We start from the raw sequence: 15,749 nt of genomic DNA on the forward strand, positions 1-15,749 counted from the left end.
ACAACACAGGGAGATGCCCGTGAACAGCCACTTCATTGCCCGCGCCGATGGCAGCTTCTTCGGGATGGATTTCGCCTGCCAGTGCGCCCTCGGCGTCGGCGGCGTCATTGGCGCAGACCTGAAGCGCGAAGGTGATGGCGCGTCCCCCATCGGCATCTGGCAGGCGCGCCGCCTGTTCTACCGCCCGGACCGGACCGCCCCGCCTGAAACCCGGCTGCCAATGGTCCCGCTGCGGGCCCATGACGGCTGGTGCGATGCACCGGATGACCCGCTCTACAACCGGCCCGTCTCCCTGCCCTACCCGGCCTCGGCGGAAAAGCTCTGGCGGGCCGATCATGTCTACAATCTCATTGTCGAGCTCGGCTACAATGACGATCCGGTCGTGCCCGGCAAGGGCAGCGCCATCTTCCTGCATCTTGCCCGCGAAGCCTACCAGCCAACCGAAGGCTGCATCGCGCTCGCCGAGACAGACCTGCGCACCGTTCTGCGCTTCCTGACGCCGGATTCCCGCATTGAGATCGCCATCTAGCGCGCCCCGAACAGCGCCGAACCAATCCGGACATGCGTCGCGCCGAACTGCGCGGCCAGCGCATAATCGCCGCTCATGCCCATCGACAGGCCGGCAAGGCCATGCCGCTTCGCCAGCCTGGCCAGCAACGCAAAGTGCGGGCCGGCCGGCTCATCGACGGGGGGAATGCACATCAGCCCCTGCACATCGAGGCCGCAGTCTCCGGCCGCAAACGCAAGCAGGCCAGCCAGCCCGTCCGGCAGGACGCCTGCCTTCTGAGGCTCCTCACCCGTATTGACCTGAATGAACACCGGCACATGCCGCCGCGTCTTTTCCATCGCCCCGGCCAGCGCCCGCGCCAGCTTTTCCCGGTCCAGCGTCTCGATCACGTCGAACAGCGCAACGGCATCCTCGGCCTTGTTGGTCTGCAGCGGCCCGATCAAATGTAGTTCAAGGTCGGGAATTTGCACGCGCCGCCCGGTCCAGTGCGCCTGTGCCTCCTGTACGCGGTTCTCACCGAACACGCGCTGGCCCGCGGCCAGCATCGCGTCGATCTTCTCATCCGACTGAGTCTTGGAGACGGCCACCAGGACAGGCGGCGGCATGGCGGCATCTGCCAGCTCGGCCAGAATCTCGCTGCGCCGCTTGGCAAGTGTGAGAGAAACCGTATCAGTCATGCTGATGACCTTGAAACGCCAATCCTCGCCAAAGCGCAAGCTTCTGGCAGCTGCGCGCGCGGCGAGGTCGCACTTGCCTGGAGGGCTGCCGCCTGTCCTTTTCCTGACAGATCCGTCCCGCACGCCTGATCCTGTCGCCACAGCAAAGCGCCTGCCCGCCGGATGGGGCGTAATCTACCGCCACTTTGGCGCAGCTGATGCCGCAGCTATGGCGAGCGCACTGGCCCGCATTTGCCGCGAGCGCGGGCTCTGCTTCCTGATTGCAGCCGATCCGCAGCTGGCCATGGCAACAGGCGCAGACGGCGTTCACTGGCCTCATGCGAAAGCCGCTGCCTCGCGCAAATGGCAGAGCAGGTTTGCGCTGATGACGGCAAGCGCTCATTCTCCCGAAGAGCTTCGTATGCTCGCCCGCTATCCCGTGGATGCCGCGCTGGTCTCGACCGTGTTTGCCTCAAACAGCCCGTCGGCCCGTGCGCCGCTTGGGGCGCTTCGCCTGAGAACCATCGCGCGCTCCAGCGCCTGCCCGGTTTTCGCCCTCGGCGGCGTCTCCGCCGGTAACGCCGCACAGGTAGCGGGTTTCTCGGGTATCGCCGCCGTTGACGCCATCACACCAGCTTTCTAGGCGCGACGAGCAGGGCAAAATCCCGGCGCAATGCGGGCGTCAGGCGCGCGCTGGGACGACGTTTGCCGGAAAGCAGAAAATCAGAATTTGAAGGCTGACTTGAGGCGGATACCGGTCTCGACCTGGCTGTCTTCCCACTGCGACGCATCATTGAGACGTTCGGCGCCCAGGCTGACTTCACCGCCCACCGAGAAGCGTGGCGTGACGCGGAAAGTGGCACCTGCCTGCATCTGCTCTCGCGGAAGCGGTGAGGAATTCGGACGGGTCAGCATATCGAGATTCAGCTGCCAGCGGGCATTGCCGCCAAACTGGACCGAAAAATCATCGTTGGGTTCCGGCTGCCATACAGGCTTGGCATCAGCGGGCTTTGCCTGGGCAAACTGGCGATACCAGTCAGCTTCCGCAGCCTTGCTTTCGGAAAGGGAGGGCGTTTCGATCTTGAGCATGTCTCCAGACACAGACGAGTCAGCCACCGCCGGCAGGGCCAGCATGGCTGAAAGCACTGTGAGAGAGAGGATCAAGCCCGGTTTCATTTCCTACACCTTCGCACACAAGAATAGTCATCCGCGCCAGTTAAGAGAAGATTAACATTCGGAGAGACGGCCATTTTAAAGTGATAGTGTGATTTCTAACACAACACCTTCAGCAGAATCCCGGTTCATGGGCAGTGAAAGCAGACCAACTCGCGTTTGACGGGTTGTCTGGCTGCGATATCCGCCCGCTATGCGCACCCCATCCGTCACCTCCCTGGCAACACCGAGGCTCCATGATTCGCTTTCCAGTCCGGTCAGGTCGTCACTGGCCTCGCCAAAGTCGACCCCGAAATCGAGCGAAAATGCCCGCTTTGTCAGGCCGATCGTCCAGGCTGAATAGTCTGCCGGCCCGCTCTCTGCGCCATTATTGCTGCCAAGTGCGCTCGCACCAATCGTGATCGTGTCAAACTCAGCCGATGCGCCGGCCGACCAGGTTTCTATGGTGCCATAGATATCCGGTGTCACTGACGCACTGACATGTGCCCGGCTATAGGCCAGCGCAGCCTGCAGCCTGACACCGCTCTCGCGCAGCCTTCGCGACACGTTCAAGGACACCTCTGCCGCCGATTCGATGCTGAGCTCCGGGCTTCCGACCAGGCGCCGCGCCGGATCCCGGTCCAGGCCGCGCACATCCGCGCTGGGTGTGAATGACATGCCTGCCCGCACGCCCAGGAGACGCGGGCTCTCATAGCTCGCCTTCAGCGCGGGCCCCGTCAGGTCATGGTCGGTGCGAATATAGGCCTGTCCGGTTGGATCGAGCACCGGATTTGCCGCCGAAGCCTTCACAAATACGCTCGGTGCGCCTTCATGAAAACGGGCTGCCACGCCCTTGTCGCGCCCGAGCCTGACTTCGCCATAACCGCCTTCGGCATAGACAAATGCCTGCTCCAGCTGGCCGCGCGTCCCGACATGCTCGCGCCCCGCGCTGGCGGCCAGGCCGCTGAAACCACCCTGCCACCCCCCTGGCACACCCTCGAAACCCTCCGGAATGCCGCTGAAGCCGGCCCGCGCAGGATGGTCATGCTGCACTTCAAAACGCCCCACTGCACCGATCTCCAGCCCATTGTCCAAAACCCGGTTCGTGGATATCCCGAAGGCGCCCAGCAGCGTGACTGGCGACCCGGACCCCGTCGACGCAGCGATGGCGCCTTCGGCTTCGTGTGCCGTTTCCCACACGTCCCAGTCTTCCTGTGCGATTGCGGGGCTGGCCGCGACACCCAGTACAGCCAGCAGCGTCAGTGGTTTCCACATTGTTTTTCTCCTGCAAACACCTTGGGCACTCTACGGCACATCAGCACTGGCGAGCCCGGACTCCCCTTGTTATACAAACCGCTGTCAACAAGGTCTTGCACTCAGGAACAATCTCCATGGTCAAACACATCCTCACCGCCGCCCTGGCAGGCATGCTGATCGTTTCCGGTTGCCAATCCGGCGGCGGCAAGAAGAACGAAGGCCAGATCACCCAGCAGAATATCGGCACGGTCAATCCATACCTCTGGCGTGCCACGCTTGATACGTTCGAAAACATGCCGGTGCAGAGCGCCGATCCCGTCGGCGGCCTTGTTGTCTATGACTGGAAGTCGTTTGCCGATTCCCCGGACGAGCGGATCAAGGCAACGGTCTATATCCTCGACACGCGCCTTCGGGCGGACGGCGTCAAGGTGTCGGTCTTCCGCCAGACCAATGTGGAGGGAACCTGGACCGATGCCAGCGTTGATCCCGAAACCGGAATCCAGCTCGAGAACAAGATTCTTGAACGTGCCCGAACGCTGAAAGCTTCACAAATCGGCTAGAACGCCGGACAATTAACCTTTTCCAGAGGAGCGGGACATGGCCACCCGTTATGATCCGCAGGCCGCGGAAACCAGATGGCGTGCCGCGTGGGACGCGGCAGACCTGTTCAGGGCGAAGTCGCCTGCCGAGGCCGGGGACGCGCCCAAGGCATACATCCTCGAAATGTTCCCCTACCCGTCCGGCCGCATTCACATGGGTCATGTGCGCAACTATGCCATGGGCGACGTGGTGGCGCGGTACAAACGCGCCAATGGCTTCAATGTCCTGCACCCGATGGGATGGGACGCTTTCGGCATGCCGGCTGAAAACGCCGCGCTTCAGCGCAAGGTTCATCCCGGCAAGTGGACATATGAAAACATCGCCGCGATGCGCGCGCAGCTGAAAAAGCTGGGCCTGTCACTCGACTGGAGCCGCGAGTTCGCGACTTGCGATCCGGACTATTACGGCGCGCAGCAGGGCCTGTTCCTGAAGATGCTCGAAAAGGGTCTCGTCTATCGCAAGGCCAGCAAGGTGAACTGGGATCCGGTCGACAATACGGTCCTGGCCAATGAGCAGGTTGTCGACGGCCGCGGCTGGCGCTCCGGCGCCATCGTTGAACAACGCGAGCTGACACAATGGTTCTTCCGTATCACCCATTATGCCGAGAGCCTGCTGGAAGATGTGCAGAAACTCGAACGCTGGCCTGAAAAAGTCCGCACCATGCAGGCCAACTGGATCGGTCGGTCTGAAGGCCTGCAGATGCGCTTTGCCTTTTCGGGAAAGACGCCCGAGGGCTTCGAATCCGGCGTCGAAATTTTCACGACCCGTCCTGACACCCTGTTCGGCGCCAGCTTCATCGCGCTGTCACCCGATCACCCGCTGACGCTGCAGCTCGCGAAAGACAATGACGCGCTTACCGCTTTCCGCGCCGAGTGCGCCGCCGTGGGCACGAGCGAGGAGGCCATCGAGAAGGCGCCAAAACTGGGCTTCGACACCGGCCTCAGCGTCCGGCACCCCTTCGACCCGGACCGCACCCTGCCCGTCTGGATCGCGAACTTTGTGCTGATGGGTTACGGCACCGGCGCCATATTCGGCTGCCCCGCGCACGATCAGCGCGACATCGAGTTTGCCCGCAAGTATGGCCTGTCGGTGACCCCGGTTGTATTGCCGCCGGATGCCGACGCGGCAACATTCAACGTGGAAGACGACGCTTATACCGGTGCCGGCACGATCTTCAATTCCGGCTTCCTTGACGGCTTGTCGATAGATGATGCCAAACGCCAGGCCATTGCAAAGGTTGAATCGCTCGACCTCGGCGAGGGCAAGGTGAACTATCGCCTGCGCGACTGGGGGGTTTCTCGCCAGCGCTACTGGGGCTGCCCGATACCCGTCATCCATTGCGAGACATGTGGCATCGTGCCTGTACCGGCCGCTGACCTGCCTGTCCGCCTGCCTGACGACGTCACCTTTGACACGCCGGGCAATCCGCTGGAACGCCATCCGACCTGGAAAAACACGACCTGCCCGGTCTGCAACGGCAAGGCCCGTCGCGAGACAGATACGCTCGACACGTTTGTCGACAGTTCCTGGTACTATGCCCGCTTCGCCAGCCCGGACGATATGGCAGAGCGCGCTTACTGGCTGCCAGTCGACCAGTATGTCGGCGGTGTCGAACATGCTGTTCTCCACCTGCTGTATGCGCGCTTCTTTACCCGGGCGATGCGCGACATCGGCGAGCTTGATCTGCCGAGTGGAGAACCGTTTGCGGGTCTGTTCACGCAAGGCATGGTCACGCACGAAACCTACAAGTCTGGCAGTGGTGACTGGCTGGAGCCTTCCGAAGTCCACCAGAAAGACGGCAGCTGGATCGAGATCGCAACGGGCAGGCCCGCCAGCGTCGGACCGATCGAGAAGATGTCCAAGTCGAAGAAGAACACTGTCGATCCGGACGCCATCATCGAGGCATTCGGCGCGGATACGGCGCGCTGGTTCGTCCTGTCGGATTCGCCGCCTGAGCGCGATGTCGAGTGGACCCAGTCCGGTGCTGAGGGGGCCGCACGCTTTACCCAGCGCATCTGGAGCCTCTTCGACGCCCTGCCCGAAACCGTGACAGGCAACATCGGATCCGACGCGGCCTCAATTGCCCTGCGCAAGGCATCACACAAGGCCGTTGCCGCCATCGACAGGGCGATCACCGAGTTCCGCTTCAATTCTTCCGTCGCCATCATCCATGAATGGGTGGCGGCCCTCAAGAAGGCGGAAAGCGGAAGCGACGACACGCTTGGCGCGCGCTTCGAGGCTGCCTCCATGCTGGCCCGCTGCCTGACACCATTCATGCCGCATCTGGCGGAAACCTGCTGGGAGCGGATTGGCGGGGCGGGATTTGTCTCAACCGCAAGCTGGCCCAAACCCGATCCGGCCCTGCTGGAAGATGACGATGTCACAATGGCTGTCCAGGTGAATGGCAAACGCCGGGGTGAAATTACGGTGTCAAAGGCGCTGGCAAATGACGCGGTCGAAGCGGCAGCCCGTGCCGAGCCGGATGTCGCAGCCTTCATCGCCGGCAAGGAGATCAAGAAAACCATTGTCGTTCCCGGCCGTATCGTGAATATCGTGGTCGCATGAGACAGCTTATCGCCGCCTTACTTCTTCTTTCGCTGGCCGCCTGTGGTTTCCACCCCGTCTACGCTCCGGGATCCAGCGCCCTGGCTGCCGGTGGCCCGATCACCGTCGAGCCCATTCGCGGCCGGTCCGGTTACATGTTGCGCCGCGCCCTGCAGGAAGAACTCGCCATCGGTTTGCCTGGCGTGACCGAGCCCGCCACGCTGAATGTCATCCTGAAGGAGAACCTCACGCGGCTCGCCTTCAAGCCCGACGGCGCTGCCTCGCGATCGAGCGTGATCGCGAGTGGCCGCTATGTGCTTGCGCGGGAAAGCGGTGCCATTTCGGGCCGGGTTGATGCCCAGACCGACTTCACTGTCCCGGCCAGCTCGTATGGCGACATCGCCGCACAAACCAGCGCATATGACCGGACAATGCGGGAACTGGCGAAGGAAATCGTCGACGACCTGCGTTTGCAGCTTTCCGTCAACTGATGCTGCTGAAGGGCAAGCAGGCAATCACCTTCTCCCGCAGGCCGGATCCGGAAATCTGGGCCGTTCTGGCCTTCGGCGAAGATGACGGCCTCGCCAGTGACGCATCCGCCAGTCTGATCAGGGCCTGGACACCCGCGACCGGCGCGCTGGAAGTCTCCGTTTTTGACGATGATGCGATCAAGAAAGACCCGGCCCTCCTGTTTGACAATCTTGAAGCAGTGTCACTGCTCGGCGAGCCAAGGGTCATCCGCGTCCGCACGAGCGGTGACAAGATCGCCTCCCTGCTCGCAGAGGCCATCACCGAAGGCGATACGGAGCCACACCGCTACGCCGCCAGGCTCGTTATCGAAACGGGAAGCCTGGCATCCAGATCAAAACTGCGTGCAGCCGCCAGCGTGGCGAAGCGCACGGCCTGTTTGCAATTGTTTACCGATGAAGCGGGCGACATCGAAGCCAGGGTGAAGGCGGCCCTCCTCGAAGTGGGCGCCACGATTGACCCTTTTGCCCTGTCGGCCTTTACCGGAGACCTGCCCGGTCACCGGGGTATCGCCAATTCCGAAATCGAAAAGCTCGCGCTGTATGCGCGTGGCCTGGGCCGCGACCTGACGCTCGGGGATATCCGCGCGCTATCTGCCACTGACATCGATCACGACCTTTCGGCAGCCATCAGGGCAACCTTGGCTGGCGATCTGGTTGCAGCGAATACAGCCCTGCAACGTCTCGAGATCGCAGGAACATCAGCCATTTCCATCCTGCGCGCCCTGCAGAGCGAAACACTCAGGATGCTGGATGCGCACAAGCGAATGGCCGCTGGTGAAGGCTCGCCCGGCATGAAGCTCAGGCCACCGGTTTGGCAAAGCGACTGGCCTGCCTTTCGCGCGCGCCTCGCCAAGTGGCCGCAAAAGCGGCTCTTGCGGATTCTCGAGCGGATATATGAGGCCGAAAGCCAGGCGAAATCAGGCTCCGGCAGCGCAGATCCTGTTGTCCGTATACTGATGAATGAGCTCAGTAGCGCAGCCGCACGGGTGGCCTGACTTAGCGTTTGGCAGTCAGGCGGCGGCACACATCATCGAGTTGTTCCAGATCGCGATATCGGATCCTGAGCTCTCCGCCATCCTTGCCGTGCCGGATATCAACGGCCAGGCCCAGTGTCCGGGTCAGGTCAGCTTCCAGCGCTTCTGTATCGACATCCTTTTCGACCGGCGGCGTCCTGGCTGACTGGGTTTCAATCGACCCGCCCTCGCGCGCATCCTTCGCTCTGGCCTCAACGTCGCGAACGCTGAGGCCCTTCTCTGCCGCCATGCGGATGAGTGCTTCAGGATCCGGGGCACCAAGCGCCGCACGCGCATGACCGGCACTGAGCTTGCCGTCACGTACATAGGCCCGGGCGCTTTCCGGCAGCTGCAAGAGCCTCAGCGTATTGGCGATATGCACCCGGCTCTTGCCAACACTGCTTGCCAGGCTGTCCTGCGTCCGCCCGAAGCGCTTCATCAGCGCCTCATAGGCTTCGGCCTCTTCAATCGGATTCAGGTCAGCGCGCTGGACGTTCTCGATGATGCCGATTTCAAGCAGTTCGAGCTCGTCTATATCGCGCACCAGCGCAGGAATGGATTTGAGACCTGCCAGCTTGGCAGCCCGCCAGCGCCGTTCGCCGGCAATGATCTGGTACTTGCCGCGATCCTTTGGGTCCGGCCGAACAAGAATCGCCTGCAGCACGCCCTTGCTCTTCAGCGATTCCGCAAGCTCTTTCAACGCGGCCTCGTCGAACGACCGCCGCGGCTGGGCCGGATTGCGGCGGATCAGTTCGATATCGATTTCGTTCGAGACGGTCGCTCCCGGTTTGCCTCCCTCGGTCGCAGGCACCGCTCCGACAGCATCGATCTCACCCATCAGGGCAGACAGGCCGCGGCCGAGGCGAGACGGTTTGCTCTTTGCTTCGTCGGACATATCGTTCAGGCCGCTCTCGACTTTTCGCGCTGCAGGACTTCAGACGCGAGACGGATATAAGCCTCGCTACCCGGACACCGATAGTCGTACAGCAAGGCCGGTTTGCCAAATGATGGCGCTTCTGACAGGCGCACATTGCGCGGAATAACCGTATTGTAGACCTTGTTGCCGAAATGTGCCCGGACCTGGTCAGCCACTTCATCCGACAGGTTGTTGCGCCGATCATACATGGTTAGCACAACACCCTGGATCTCCAGACCGGGATTCAGGCCGGACCGCACCGCCTCGACCGTCCGCATCAATTGGGAGAGGCCTTCAAGCGCAAGGAATTCGCACTGCAACGGCACGAGCAGCGCATTGGCCGCCGTCATCGCATTCAGAGTCAGGGATGACAGGGATGGCGGGCAATCGATCAGGATATAATCATATTTGACCAGATCGCCCTGTTCGGCCCGCTCGATGTAATCCATCAGCGCATCGCGCAGGCGATAGGACCGGCGCGCATCCGTTGCAAGTTCGGTCTCGACGCCCGACAGGTTCTCGTCTCCCGGAACAATATCCAGGCGCGGAACGATGGTCGACAGAACCGTCTTCTCCATCGCGACACGATCAACCACGAGATCATAGCTCGTCAGCGTCCGGTCTGGCCGGGAAATACCAAGTCCCGTCGAGGCATTACCCTGCGCATCGAAATCCACGATCAGGACCCGGCGGCCAACGGCGGCCAGCGCTGTGCCCAGATTGATCGAAGTTGTCGTCTTCCCGACGCCACCCTTCTGGTTCACAACCGCAAAAATTCTCGGCTTAGTCGCCACCTTGCAGCTCCCTTATGATTAATACGACGCCCGACCCACCGCTGCGACTCGGAATCGCCTCATACGCGAAACTCCACCTTTGTCGGGCCTGCGTCAATTCTTCTTCCCAGCGTTCGCCCTTGAGGAATAGCCCTGTTGCGCCCTTTTTCATCCAGGGTGCAGCATAATCGAGAAGCTTCGGGAGCGGTGCAAAGGCCCGCGCAGTCACCAGATCCGCCGGTACCGTCTCCGCCGATTCCACCCGCCCCTGAACCACGCTGGCCGAAAGATCGCCTGCCGAGATTGCGGCTCGCAGGAAATTGGTTTTCTTCCCCACGCTTTCGATCATCGTCACGTGGCCTGCAGGTCGGGCGGCCGCGATGATCAGGCCCGGAAAGCCGGCGCCCGATCCGAGGTCCACCACGCGAGCGTCTTCCGGGATATGGTCCATCAACTGGAGGCAATCGGCCACATGGCGCTGCCAGATATTCGGCCATTCGCGCGGACCAATCAGATTGCTCCTCACGCGCCACTCATCAAGCGTGTTTATCACCCGGTCGAGGCGATCCTGTGTTTCACGTGAAACATCATGGGCAGCCAGAAATACCGCCCGGTCATTCCCTTCACCCACGGGTCATACCGCCTTTGCCCGGCGTTTCACGTGACTGAGCAGGGCCGTAAGCGCGCCCGGGGTCACCCCTTCGATGCGTCCCGCCTGGCCAAGCGTTGCCGGCCGGATTGCTTCAAGCTTCTGGCGGACTTCATTCGAAAGCCCGCCAATGACGGCATAGTCGAGACTTGCCGGGAGGGTCAGACTTTCGTCCCGGCGAAGCGCCGCGACATCCGCCGCCTGCCGTTCGAGATATCCGGCGTAGAGTGCTTCGATCTCCAATTGCACTCCGATAGCGGGGGCCATGCCTGACAGTTCCGGCCAGACCTTTGCAAGGGCTGCGAGGTCGATGTCTTTGTATGCGAGATAATCCCAGGCCGAGCGGACACGCCCGTCCTGATTGATCTCCCATCCCGCCTGGGCGGCCTTGGCCGGAGACAGGCTCAGGTTCTGGAGCGTTTCACGCGCCCGGGTTAATGCATCTTGTTTCACGTGAAACACTTTGGCCCGAATCGGGCCCACAATGCCGGATTCGACGCCTTTTCGCGTCAAACGCTGGTCTGCATTGTCGGCACGAAGGGCCAGTCGGTATTCGGCGCGGGATGTGAACATGCGATAGGGCTCCGTGACGCCCCGCGTCACAAGATCGTCGATCAGGACCCCGATATAAGCTTCGGCCCGGTCGAATATCACGGCATCCCTGCCATCGGCGCTTCGCGCCGCATTCATGCCGGCGACCAGGCCCTGGGCCCCGGCTTCTTCATATCCTGTCGTCCCGTTGATCTGCCCTGCCAGATACAGGCCCTGCAACGCACGCACCTCCAGTGCAGGTGTCAGGGCGCGCGGGTCAACATAATCATACTCAATCGCATAGGCGTATTGGCGAATGACGACATCCTCGAGCCCCGGAATGGTCCGGATAAACTGATCCTGGACGTCTTCCGGAAGAGAGGTCGAAATGCCGTTCGGATAGACGGTATCGTCTTCCAGCCCCTCCGGCTCAAGGAAAATCTGGTGGCGTTCACGATCCGCAAAGCGGTCGACCTTGTCCTCGATTGAGGGGCAGTATCGCGGGCCACGCCCCGCAATGGCGCCGGAATAGACCGCCGACTGCCCGATATTCCTGGCGATAATCGCGTGCGTCTCCGGTGTCGTCCACGTGATGCCACACGCCACCTGAGGCACGCGGATCTCGTCTGTCAGGTAGGAAAACGGGATCGGCGTCTCGTCGGCTGGCTGCATTTCGAGCCGGTCCCAGGCAATCGTGTTGCCGTCGAGCCGGGCAGGTGTGCCTGTCTTCAACCGGCCCATGGGCAGGCCGAGCGAATAGAGACGGTCGGAAAGACCGATCGCGGGGGCCTCACCGACACGGCCGGCTGGGATACGCTTCTCGCCGATATGGATCATGCCCTTGAGAAATGTGCCCGTCGTGATGACGATCTTCCGCGCGCGGTATGACGTGCCGGTCAGACCGGTCACACCCGCCAATACGCCATCTTCCAGGATCAGATCCTCCGCGCCATCCTCAACAATTGTCAGGTTTGGATAGTCGGCGAGCTCCGCCTGCATGGCTGCGCGGTAGAGTGCCCTGTCGATCTGCGCGCGGGGACCCCAAACGGCCGGCCCCTTGGACCGGTTCAACATGCGAAACTGGATGCCCGCTTTGTCCGCAAGGCGCCCCATCAGGCCGTCCAGCGCATCGATTTCCCGCACGAGATGGCCTTTCCCGAGGCCGCCAATGGCCGGGTTGCAACTCATTTCACCGATGGTGGATCGCTTGTGCGTGACGAGAGCCGTCCGCGCGCCATAACGCGCCGCTGCAGCGGCGGCTTCACAACCGGCATGTCCGCCGCCGATCACAATCACATCAAATTTGTCTGGCATTGCCATCGCGTTCAGGCCTCGGGAAACAGGTTATTCTGGCGGACATATAACTGCGCGAGCGCCTAAACCCTAGGGGTCATTTGCCGATGCAGAACTCAGAAAACACAGCGCCCAGCACGTCTTCAACACCAACGACACCGATAATCGAACCGAGCTGGCGCAGCGCCATGCGAATGTCTTCCGCAGACATTTCTGCCCCGACATCATCTGCCAGGGCATCGCGCGCCGCTTCAAGGCTGCGCAAGCCGTCCTGCAACCGGGCCCTGTGGCGCTGGCGGGTTATGACCGGCGCTTCCACAGAGGCTGCATACTTACCAACGAAGTCAGCGATGGCATGTTCCAGAGCATCCACACCCTTGCCGGCTTTTGCGGAGATCACATGGTCTGCGTTCAGATCCAATGGCGCCGCCTGAAGGTCCGCCTTGTTGACAACAACCATGTCACCGGGACGACGATACTCCGTAGACAGAATACTTGTCTCTGGCGCCCCTGAATCAATCAGGAAAATACGCAGGTCCGCCTCGCGCGCCGCACGTTCCGCCCGCCGCACGCCTTCCGCTTCGATCTCGTCATCGGTGACCCGCAACCCGGCCGTATCCGCGATCCAGACAACGTGCCCACCCAGAACGCGGCGCACTTCGATCACGTCCCGCGTCGTGCCGGCCTTCGCCGTGACGATGGCGGCTTCACGCCGGGCGAGCCGGTTGAGCAGGGTCGACTTGCCGGCATTCGGCGCGCCAATAATGGCAACGCGAAAGCCATCCCGAATGCGCTCGCCGATGCCCCCATCGCCCAATGCGGCGCGGACATCCGCAATCACGCGATCCAGCTTCGCAAGGATCGGGGCCGTCGTATCCTGCGGCGCATCGCCTTCATCCGGGAAATCAATCGCCACCTCGACGAGTGCCAGTACGCCCGTCAGCTCGGCACGCCAGCCCGCATAGGTCTCCGATAATCCGCCCCCGAGCTGTCTCAGCGCCTGCGCCTTTTGCGCGCGGGTCTCTGCTTCAATGATGTCGGCCACACCCTCGGCTTCGGTCAGGTCCAGCTTGCCGGCCTCGAACGCGCGCCGCGTGTACTCACCAGGCTCGGCCATGCGCACGCCCTCATGGGCAGTCATCGCACTCAGTGCGTGTTCAATCACCGACGCCCCGCCATGCAGGTAAAGTTCGAGTGTGTCTTCGCCGGTATAGCTGCCAGGCCCCGGCATGAAAACGGCCAGGCCCCTGTCGATCAGCGCGCCGCCCGCATCGCGCACATCGGTCAGCGTCGCGTGGCGCGCAGCCGGAATAGCGCATTCAAGGTGTTGCGCAGCCAGCCAGGCAACCTTCGGCCCCGACAGGCGAAGGATCGCTATTGCAGCTGGCGGAGCACCCGAAGCGAGGGCGCAAATTGTGTCGCGCTCGCTCATCTGCGTGCCCGTTTCCCTAGTTTTTCATCGCTTCGAAGAACTCATCATTGGTCTTCGTCTGGCGCAATTTGTCGATGAGGAAGTCGATGGCATCATTGGTCCCCATCGGACCGAGGATACGGCGCAGGATGTATATCTTGGACAGCTGGTCAGGAGGCGTGATCAGCTCTTCCTTGCGCGTACCGGACTTCATGATGTCGATGGCCGGGAAGGTGCGTTTGTCGGCAATCTTCCGGTCAAGCACCACTTCGGAGTTACCTGTGCCCTTGAACTCCTCGAAGATCACTTCGTCCATCCGGCTGCCGGTATCGATCAGGGCGGTGGCGACAATGGTCAGCGAACCGCCATTCTCGACATTCCGCGCCGCGCCGAAGAAACGCTTCGGGCGCTGCAGCGCGTTGGCATCCACACCGCCGGTCAGCACCTTGCCCGAACTTGGCACGGTCGTGTTGTAAGCGCGGCCCAGGCGGGTAATCGAGTCGAGCAGGATGACGACATCGCGCTTGTGCTCGACCAGGCGCTTGGCCTTCTCGATCACCATTTCGGCCACCTGGACGTGGCGTGTTGCCGGCTCGTCGAATGTCGAAGCAACAACCTCGCCCTTCACCGTGCGGCGCATGTCGGTCACTTCTTCCGGGCGCTCGTCGATCAGCAGAACGATCAGGTAGCATTCGGGATGATTTTCTTCGATCGCGGCAGCAATGTTCTGCAGCAATACGGTCTTGCCGGTGCGCGGCGGCGCAACGATCAGGGCCCGCTGGCCCTTGCCGATCGGCGCAACAATATCGATCACGCGGCCGGAACGGTCTTTCTTGGTCGGGTCGCGGCTTTCCATCTTCATCCGTTCTTCCGGATAAAGCGGGGTCAGGTTGTCGAAGTGGACCTTCTTGTTGGCCTTCTCCGGTTCTTCGAAATTGATCTTCGACACGTCCGTCAGCGCAAAGTAGCGCTCATTGTCTTGGGGCGCCGTGATCGGGCCCTCCACCGTGTCACCCGTGCGGATGTTCGCCTTTTTCAGCACTTCAGGACTGACATAGATGTCGTCCGGGCCGGGCAGGTAGTTCGATTCCGGTGAGCGCAGGAAGCCGAATCCGTCGGTGAGAACTTCCAGCACACCGAGCCCGGTAATCTCGACTTCACTGTCGGCGAGTTCCTTGAGGATCGCGAACAGCATGTCCTGCGTGCGCAGCGCTGACGCGTTCTCGACCTCCAGCTCCTCGGCATAGAGCAACAGCTCTTCGGGCGTTTTGGCTTTGAGTTCGCGAAGGGTGACGCTGGTGACGTTGTCGAGCATGGATAGGGCCATTTCAGGAGGGAATCAGGATGTAGACCGGGTCGGATCAGATTGTGGGGGACCGGGCGAAAAGGGATACGCGCTGCACAAGGACTGTGCGCCGGTTGACCTGCATATGCGGCAAACTGGCCTGTTTCGTCAAGCGCGAATGGCGTGACCGGCTCAGAACGGTTTGACCGCGACCAGAATCACAATCACGATCATCAGCAGGAATGGCACCTCGTTCAGCATGCGCAAGGTCTTTGCCGGCACGCCATCACCGCCCCGGTCGATCTTTTTACCGAGACGCACGAAATAGCCATGCAGGCCGGACAGGATCAGCACCAGCACCAGTTTAACGTGCAGCCAGCTCTCAGACAGCAGGCCCTGATTCATCCAGAGCATGGCCAGACCGAACACCCAGACGAGGATCAGGCTGGGATTCATGATGATCATGCGCAACTGGTAGGAAGCCTTCTTCATCGCTTCGTATAGCGGCTCTCCCGGCTGGCTCGACAATTGGTGAATCTTGTAGCGCGGATAGACCAGAAGGCTCGCCATCAGCGAGACCACGAAGATGATGTGAAAGGCTTTCACCCAGAGATACAGCATCAGATTGCGC

Annotated in this window: 16 protein-coding genes; 6 read left to right on the top strand and 10 right to left on the bottom strand. The window is 61.7% G+C overall.

Translation table 11 applies throughout. The features are described 5' to 3' along the window. Window positions 1-13: 13 nt before the first annotated feature. Window positions 14-529, top strand: coding sequence for a L,D-transpeptidase family protein (locus ACQ66M_RS07365; RefSeq protein WP_430402858.1), 516 nt, complete (start codon window positions 14-16; stop codon window positions 527-529). Here the strand turns inward: ACQ66M_RS07365 and ACQ66M_RS07370 are convergent. Continuing rightward, on the bottom strand, window positions 526-1,185 hold the full coding sequence (locus ACQ66M_RS07370) for a YggS family pyridoxal phosphate-dependent enzyme (RefSeq protein ID WP_430402860.1): 660 nt from the start codon (window positions 1,183-1,185) through the stop codon (window positions 526-528). The genes ACQ66M_RS07365 and ACQ66M_RS07370 overlap by 4 nt on opposite strands. Before the next feature lie 4 nt (window positions 1,186-1,189). Between ACQ66M_RS07370 and ACQ66M_RS07375 the strand changes: the two genes are divergently transcribed. Then, window positions 1,190-1,807, top strand: a complete 618-nt coding sequence (locus ACQ66M_RS07375) for a thiamine phosphate synthase (protein WP_430402862.1) — start codon at window positions 1,190-1,192, stop codon at window positions 1,805-1,807. Between the two features lie 80 nt (window positions 1,808-1,887). Here ACQ66M_RS07375 and ACQ66M_RS07380 read toward each other — a convergent pair whose 3' ends face one another. Both ACQ66M_RS07380 and ACQ66M_RS07385 read right to left on the bottom strand, forming a co-directional pair. Further along, a complete protein-coding gene (locus ACQ66M_RS07380) occupies window positions 1,888-2,340 on the bottom strand; it encodes an NtrZ family periplasmic regulatory protein (protein ID WP_430402864.1) in 453 nt (150 codons plus the stop codon). Window positions 2,341-2,415: 75 nt separating this feature from the next. Then, window positions 2,416-3,591: a porin gene (locus tag ACQ66M_RS07385; protein WP_430402866.1), complete on the bottom strand. Its 1,176-nt coding sequence runs from the start codon at window positions 3,589-3,591 to the stop codon at window positions 2,416-2,418. A gap of 116 nt (window positions 3,592-3,707) precedes the next feature. Between ACQ66M_RS07385 and ACQ66M_RS07390 the strand changes: the two genes are divergently transcribed. Genes ACQ66M_RS07390 through holA form a run of 4 tightly spaced genes read left to right on the top strand, consistent with a single transcriptional unit; the run spans window position 3,708 to window position 8,242 of the window. Further along, complete coding sequence (locus ACQ66M_RS07390; RefSeq protein WP_350173209.1) at window positions 3,708-4,133, top strand: DUF3576 domain-containing protein; 426 nt, start codon at window positions 3,708-3,710, stop codon at window positions 4,131-4,133. A gap of 37 nt (window positions 4,134-4,170) precedes the next feature. Continuing rightward, on the top strand, window positions 4,171-6,738 hold the full coding sequence (gene leuS, locus ACQ66M_RS07395; protein WP_430402868.1) for a leucine--tRNA ligase: 2,568 nt from the start codon (window positions 4,171-4,173) through the stop codon (window positions 6,736-6,738). After that, entirely contained in the window at window positions 6,735-7,208 is a 474-nt protein-coding gene (lptE, locus tag ACQ66M_RS07400; protein WP_350173213.1) for an LPS assembly lipoprotein LptE, read from the top strand. Before leuS ends, lptE begins: the two co-directional genes overlap by 4 nt. Continuing rightward, entirely contained in the window at window positions 7,208-8,242 is a 1,035-nt protein-coding gene (holA, locus tag ACQ66M_RS07405) for a DNA polymerase III subunit delta (protein WP_430402870.1), read from the top strand. The genes lptE and holA overlap by 1 nt, the downstream gene beginning before the upstream one ends. Window position 8,243: 1 nt before the next feature. Here holA and ACQ66M_RS07410 read toward each other — a convergent pair whose 3' ends face one another. The 7 genes from ACQ66M_RS07410 to ACQ66M_RS07440 form a co-directional block, all read right to left on the bottom strand. Then, entirely contained in the window at window positions 8,244-9,155 is a 912-nt protein-coding gene (locus ACQ66M_RS07410; RefSeq protein WP_430402872.1) for a ParB/RepB/Spo0J family partition protein, read from the bottom strand. 5 nt (window positions 9,156-9,160) lie between these two features. Further along, entirely contained in the window at window positions 9,161-9,970 is an 810-nt protein-coding gene (locus ACQ66M_RS07415) for a ParA family protein (protein ID WP_350173219.1), read from the bottom strand. Next, the gene (rsmG, locus tag ACQ66M_RS07420; protein ID WP_350173221.1) at window positions 9,960-10,580 is read right to left on the bottom strand and encodes a 16S rRNA (guanine(527)-N(7))-methyltransferase RsmG; all 621 of its coding nucleotides are present in this window, start codon (window positions 10,578-10,580) and stop codon (window positions 9,960-9,962) included. Before rsmG ends, ACQ66M_RS07415 begins: the two co-directional genes overlap by 11 nt. A gap of 3 nt (window positions 10,581-10,583) precedes the next feature. Beyond that, on the bottom strand, window positions 10,584-12,443 hold the full coding sequence (gene mnmG, locus ACQ66M_RS07425; RefSeq protein WP_430402874.1) for a tRNA uridine-5-carboxymethylaminomethyl(34) synthesis enzyme MnmG: 1,860 nt from the start codon (window positions 12,441-12,443) through the stop codon (window positions 10,584-10,586). A gap of 76 nt (window positions 12,444-12,519) precedes the next feature. Then, complete coding sequence (gene mnmE / locus ACQ66M_RS07430; protein ID WP_430402876.1) at window positions 12,520-13,854, bottom strand: tRNA uridine-5-carboxymethylaminomethyl(34) synthesis GTPase MnmE; 1,335 nt, start codon at window positions 13,852-13,854, stop codon at window positions 12,520-12,522. Between the two features lie 16 nt (window positions 13,855-13,870). Next, window positions 13,871-15,148 carry a transcription termination factor Rho gene (rho, locus tag ACQ66M_RS07435; protein WP_430402878.1) on the bottom strand — a complete coding sequence of 426 codons (1,278 nt, stop codon included), beginning with the start codon at window positions 15,146-15,148 and terminating at the stop codon, window positions 13,871-13,873. A gap of 162 nt (window positions 15,149-15,310) precedes the next feature. Beyond that, on the bottom strand, window positions 15,311-15,739 hold the full coding sequence (locus ACQ66M_RS07440; RefSeq protein ID WP_430402880.1) for a CopD family protein: 429 nt from the start codon (window positions 15,737-15,739) through the stop codon (window positions 15,311-15,313). Window positions 15,740-15,749 lie beyond the last annotated feature (10 nt).

This window comes from Hyphomonas sp. (assembly GCF_965284475.1).
In the GTDB taxonomy this organism is placed as follows: domain Bacteria; phylum Pseudomonadota; class Alphaproteobacteria; order Caulobacterales; family Hyphomonadaceae; genus Hyphomonas.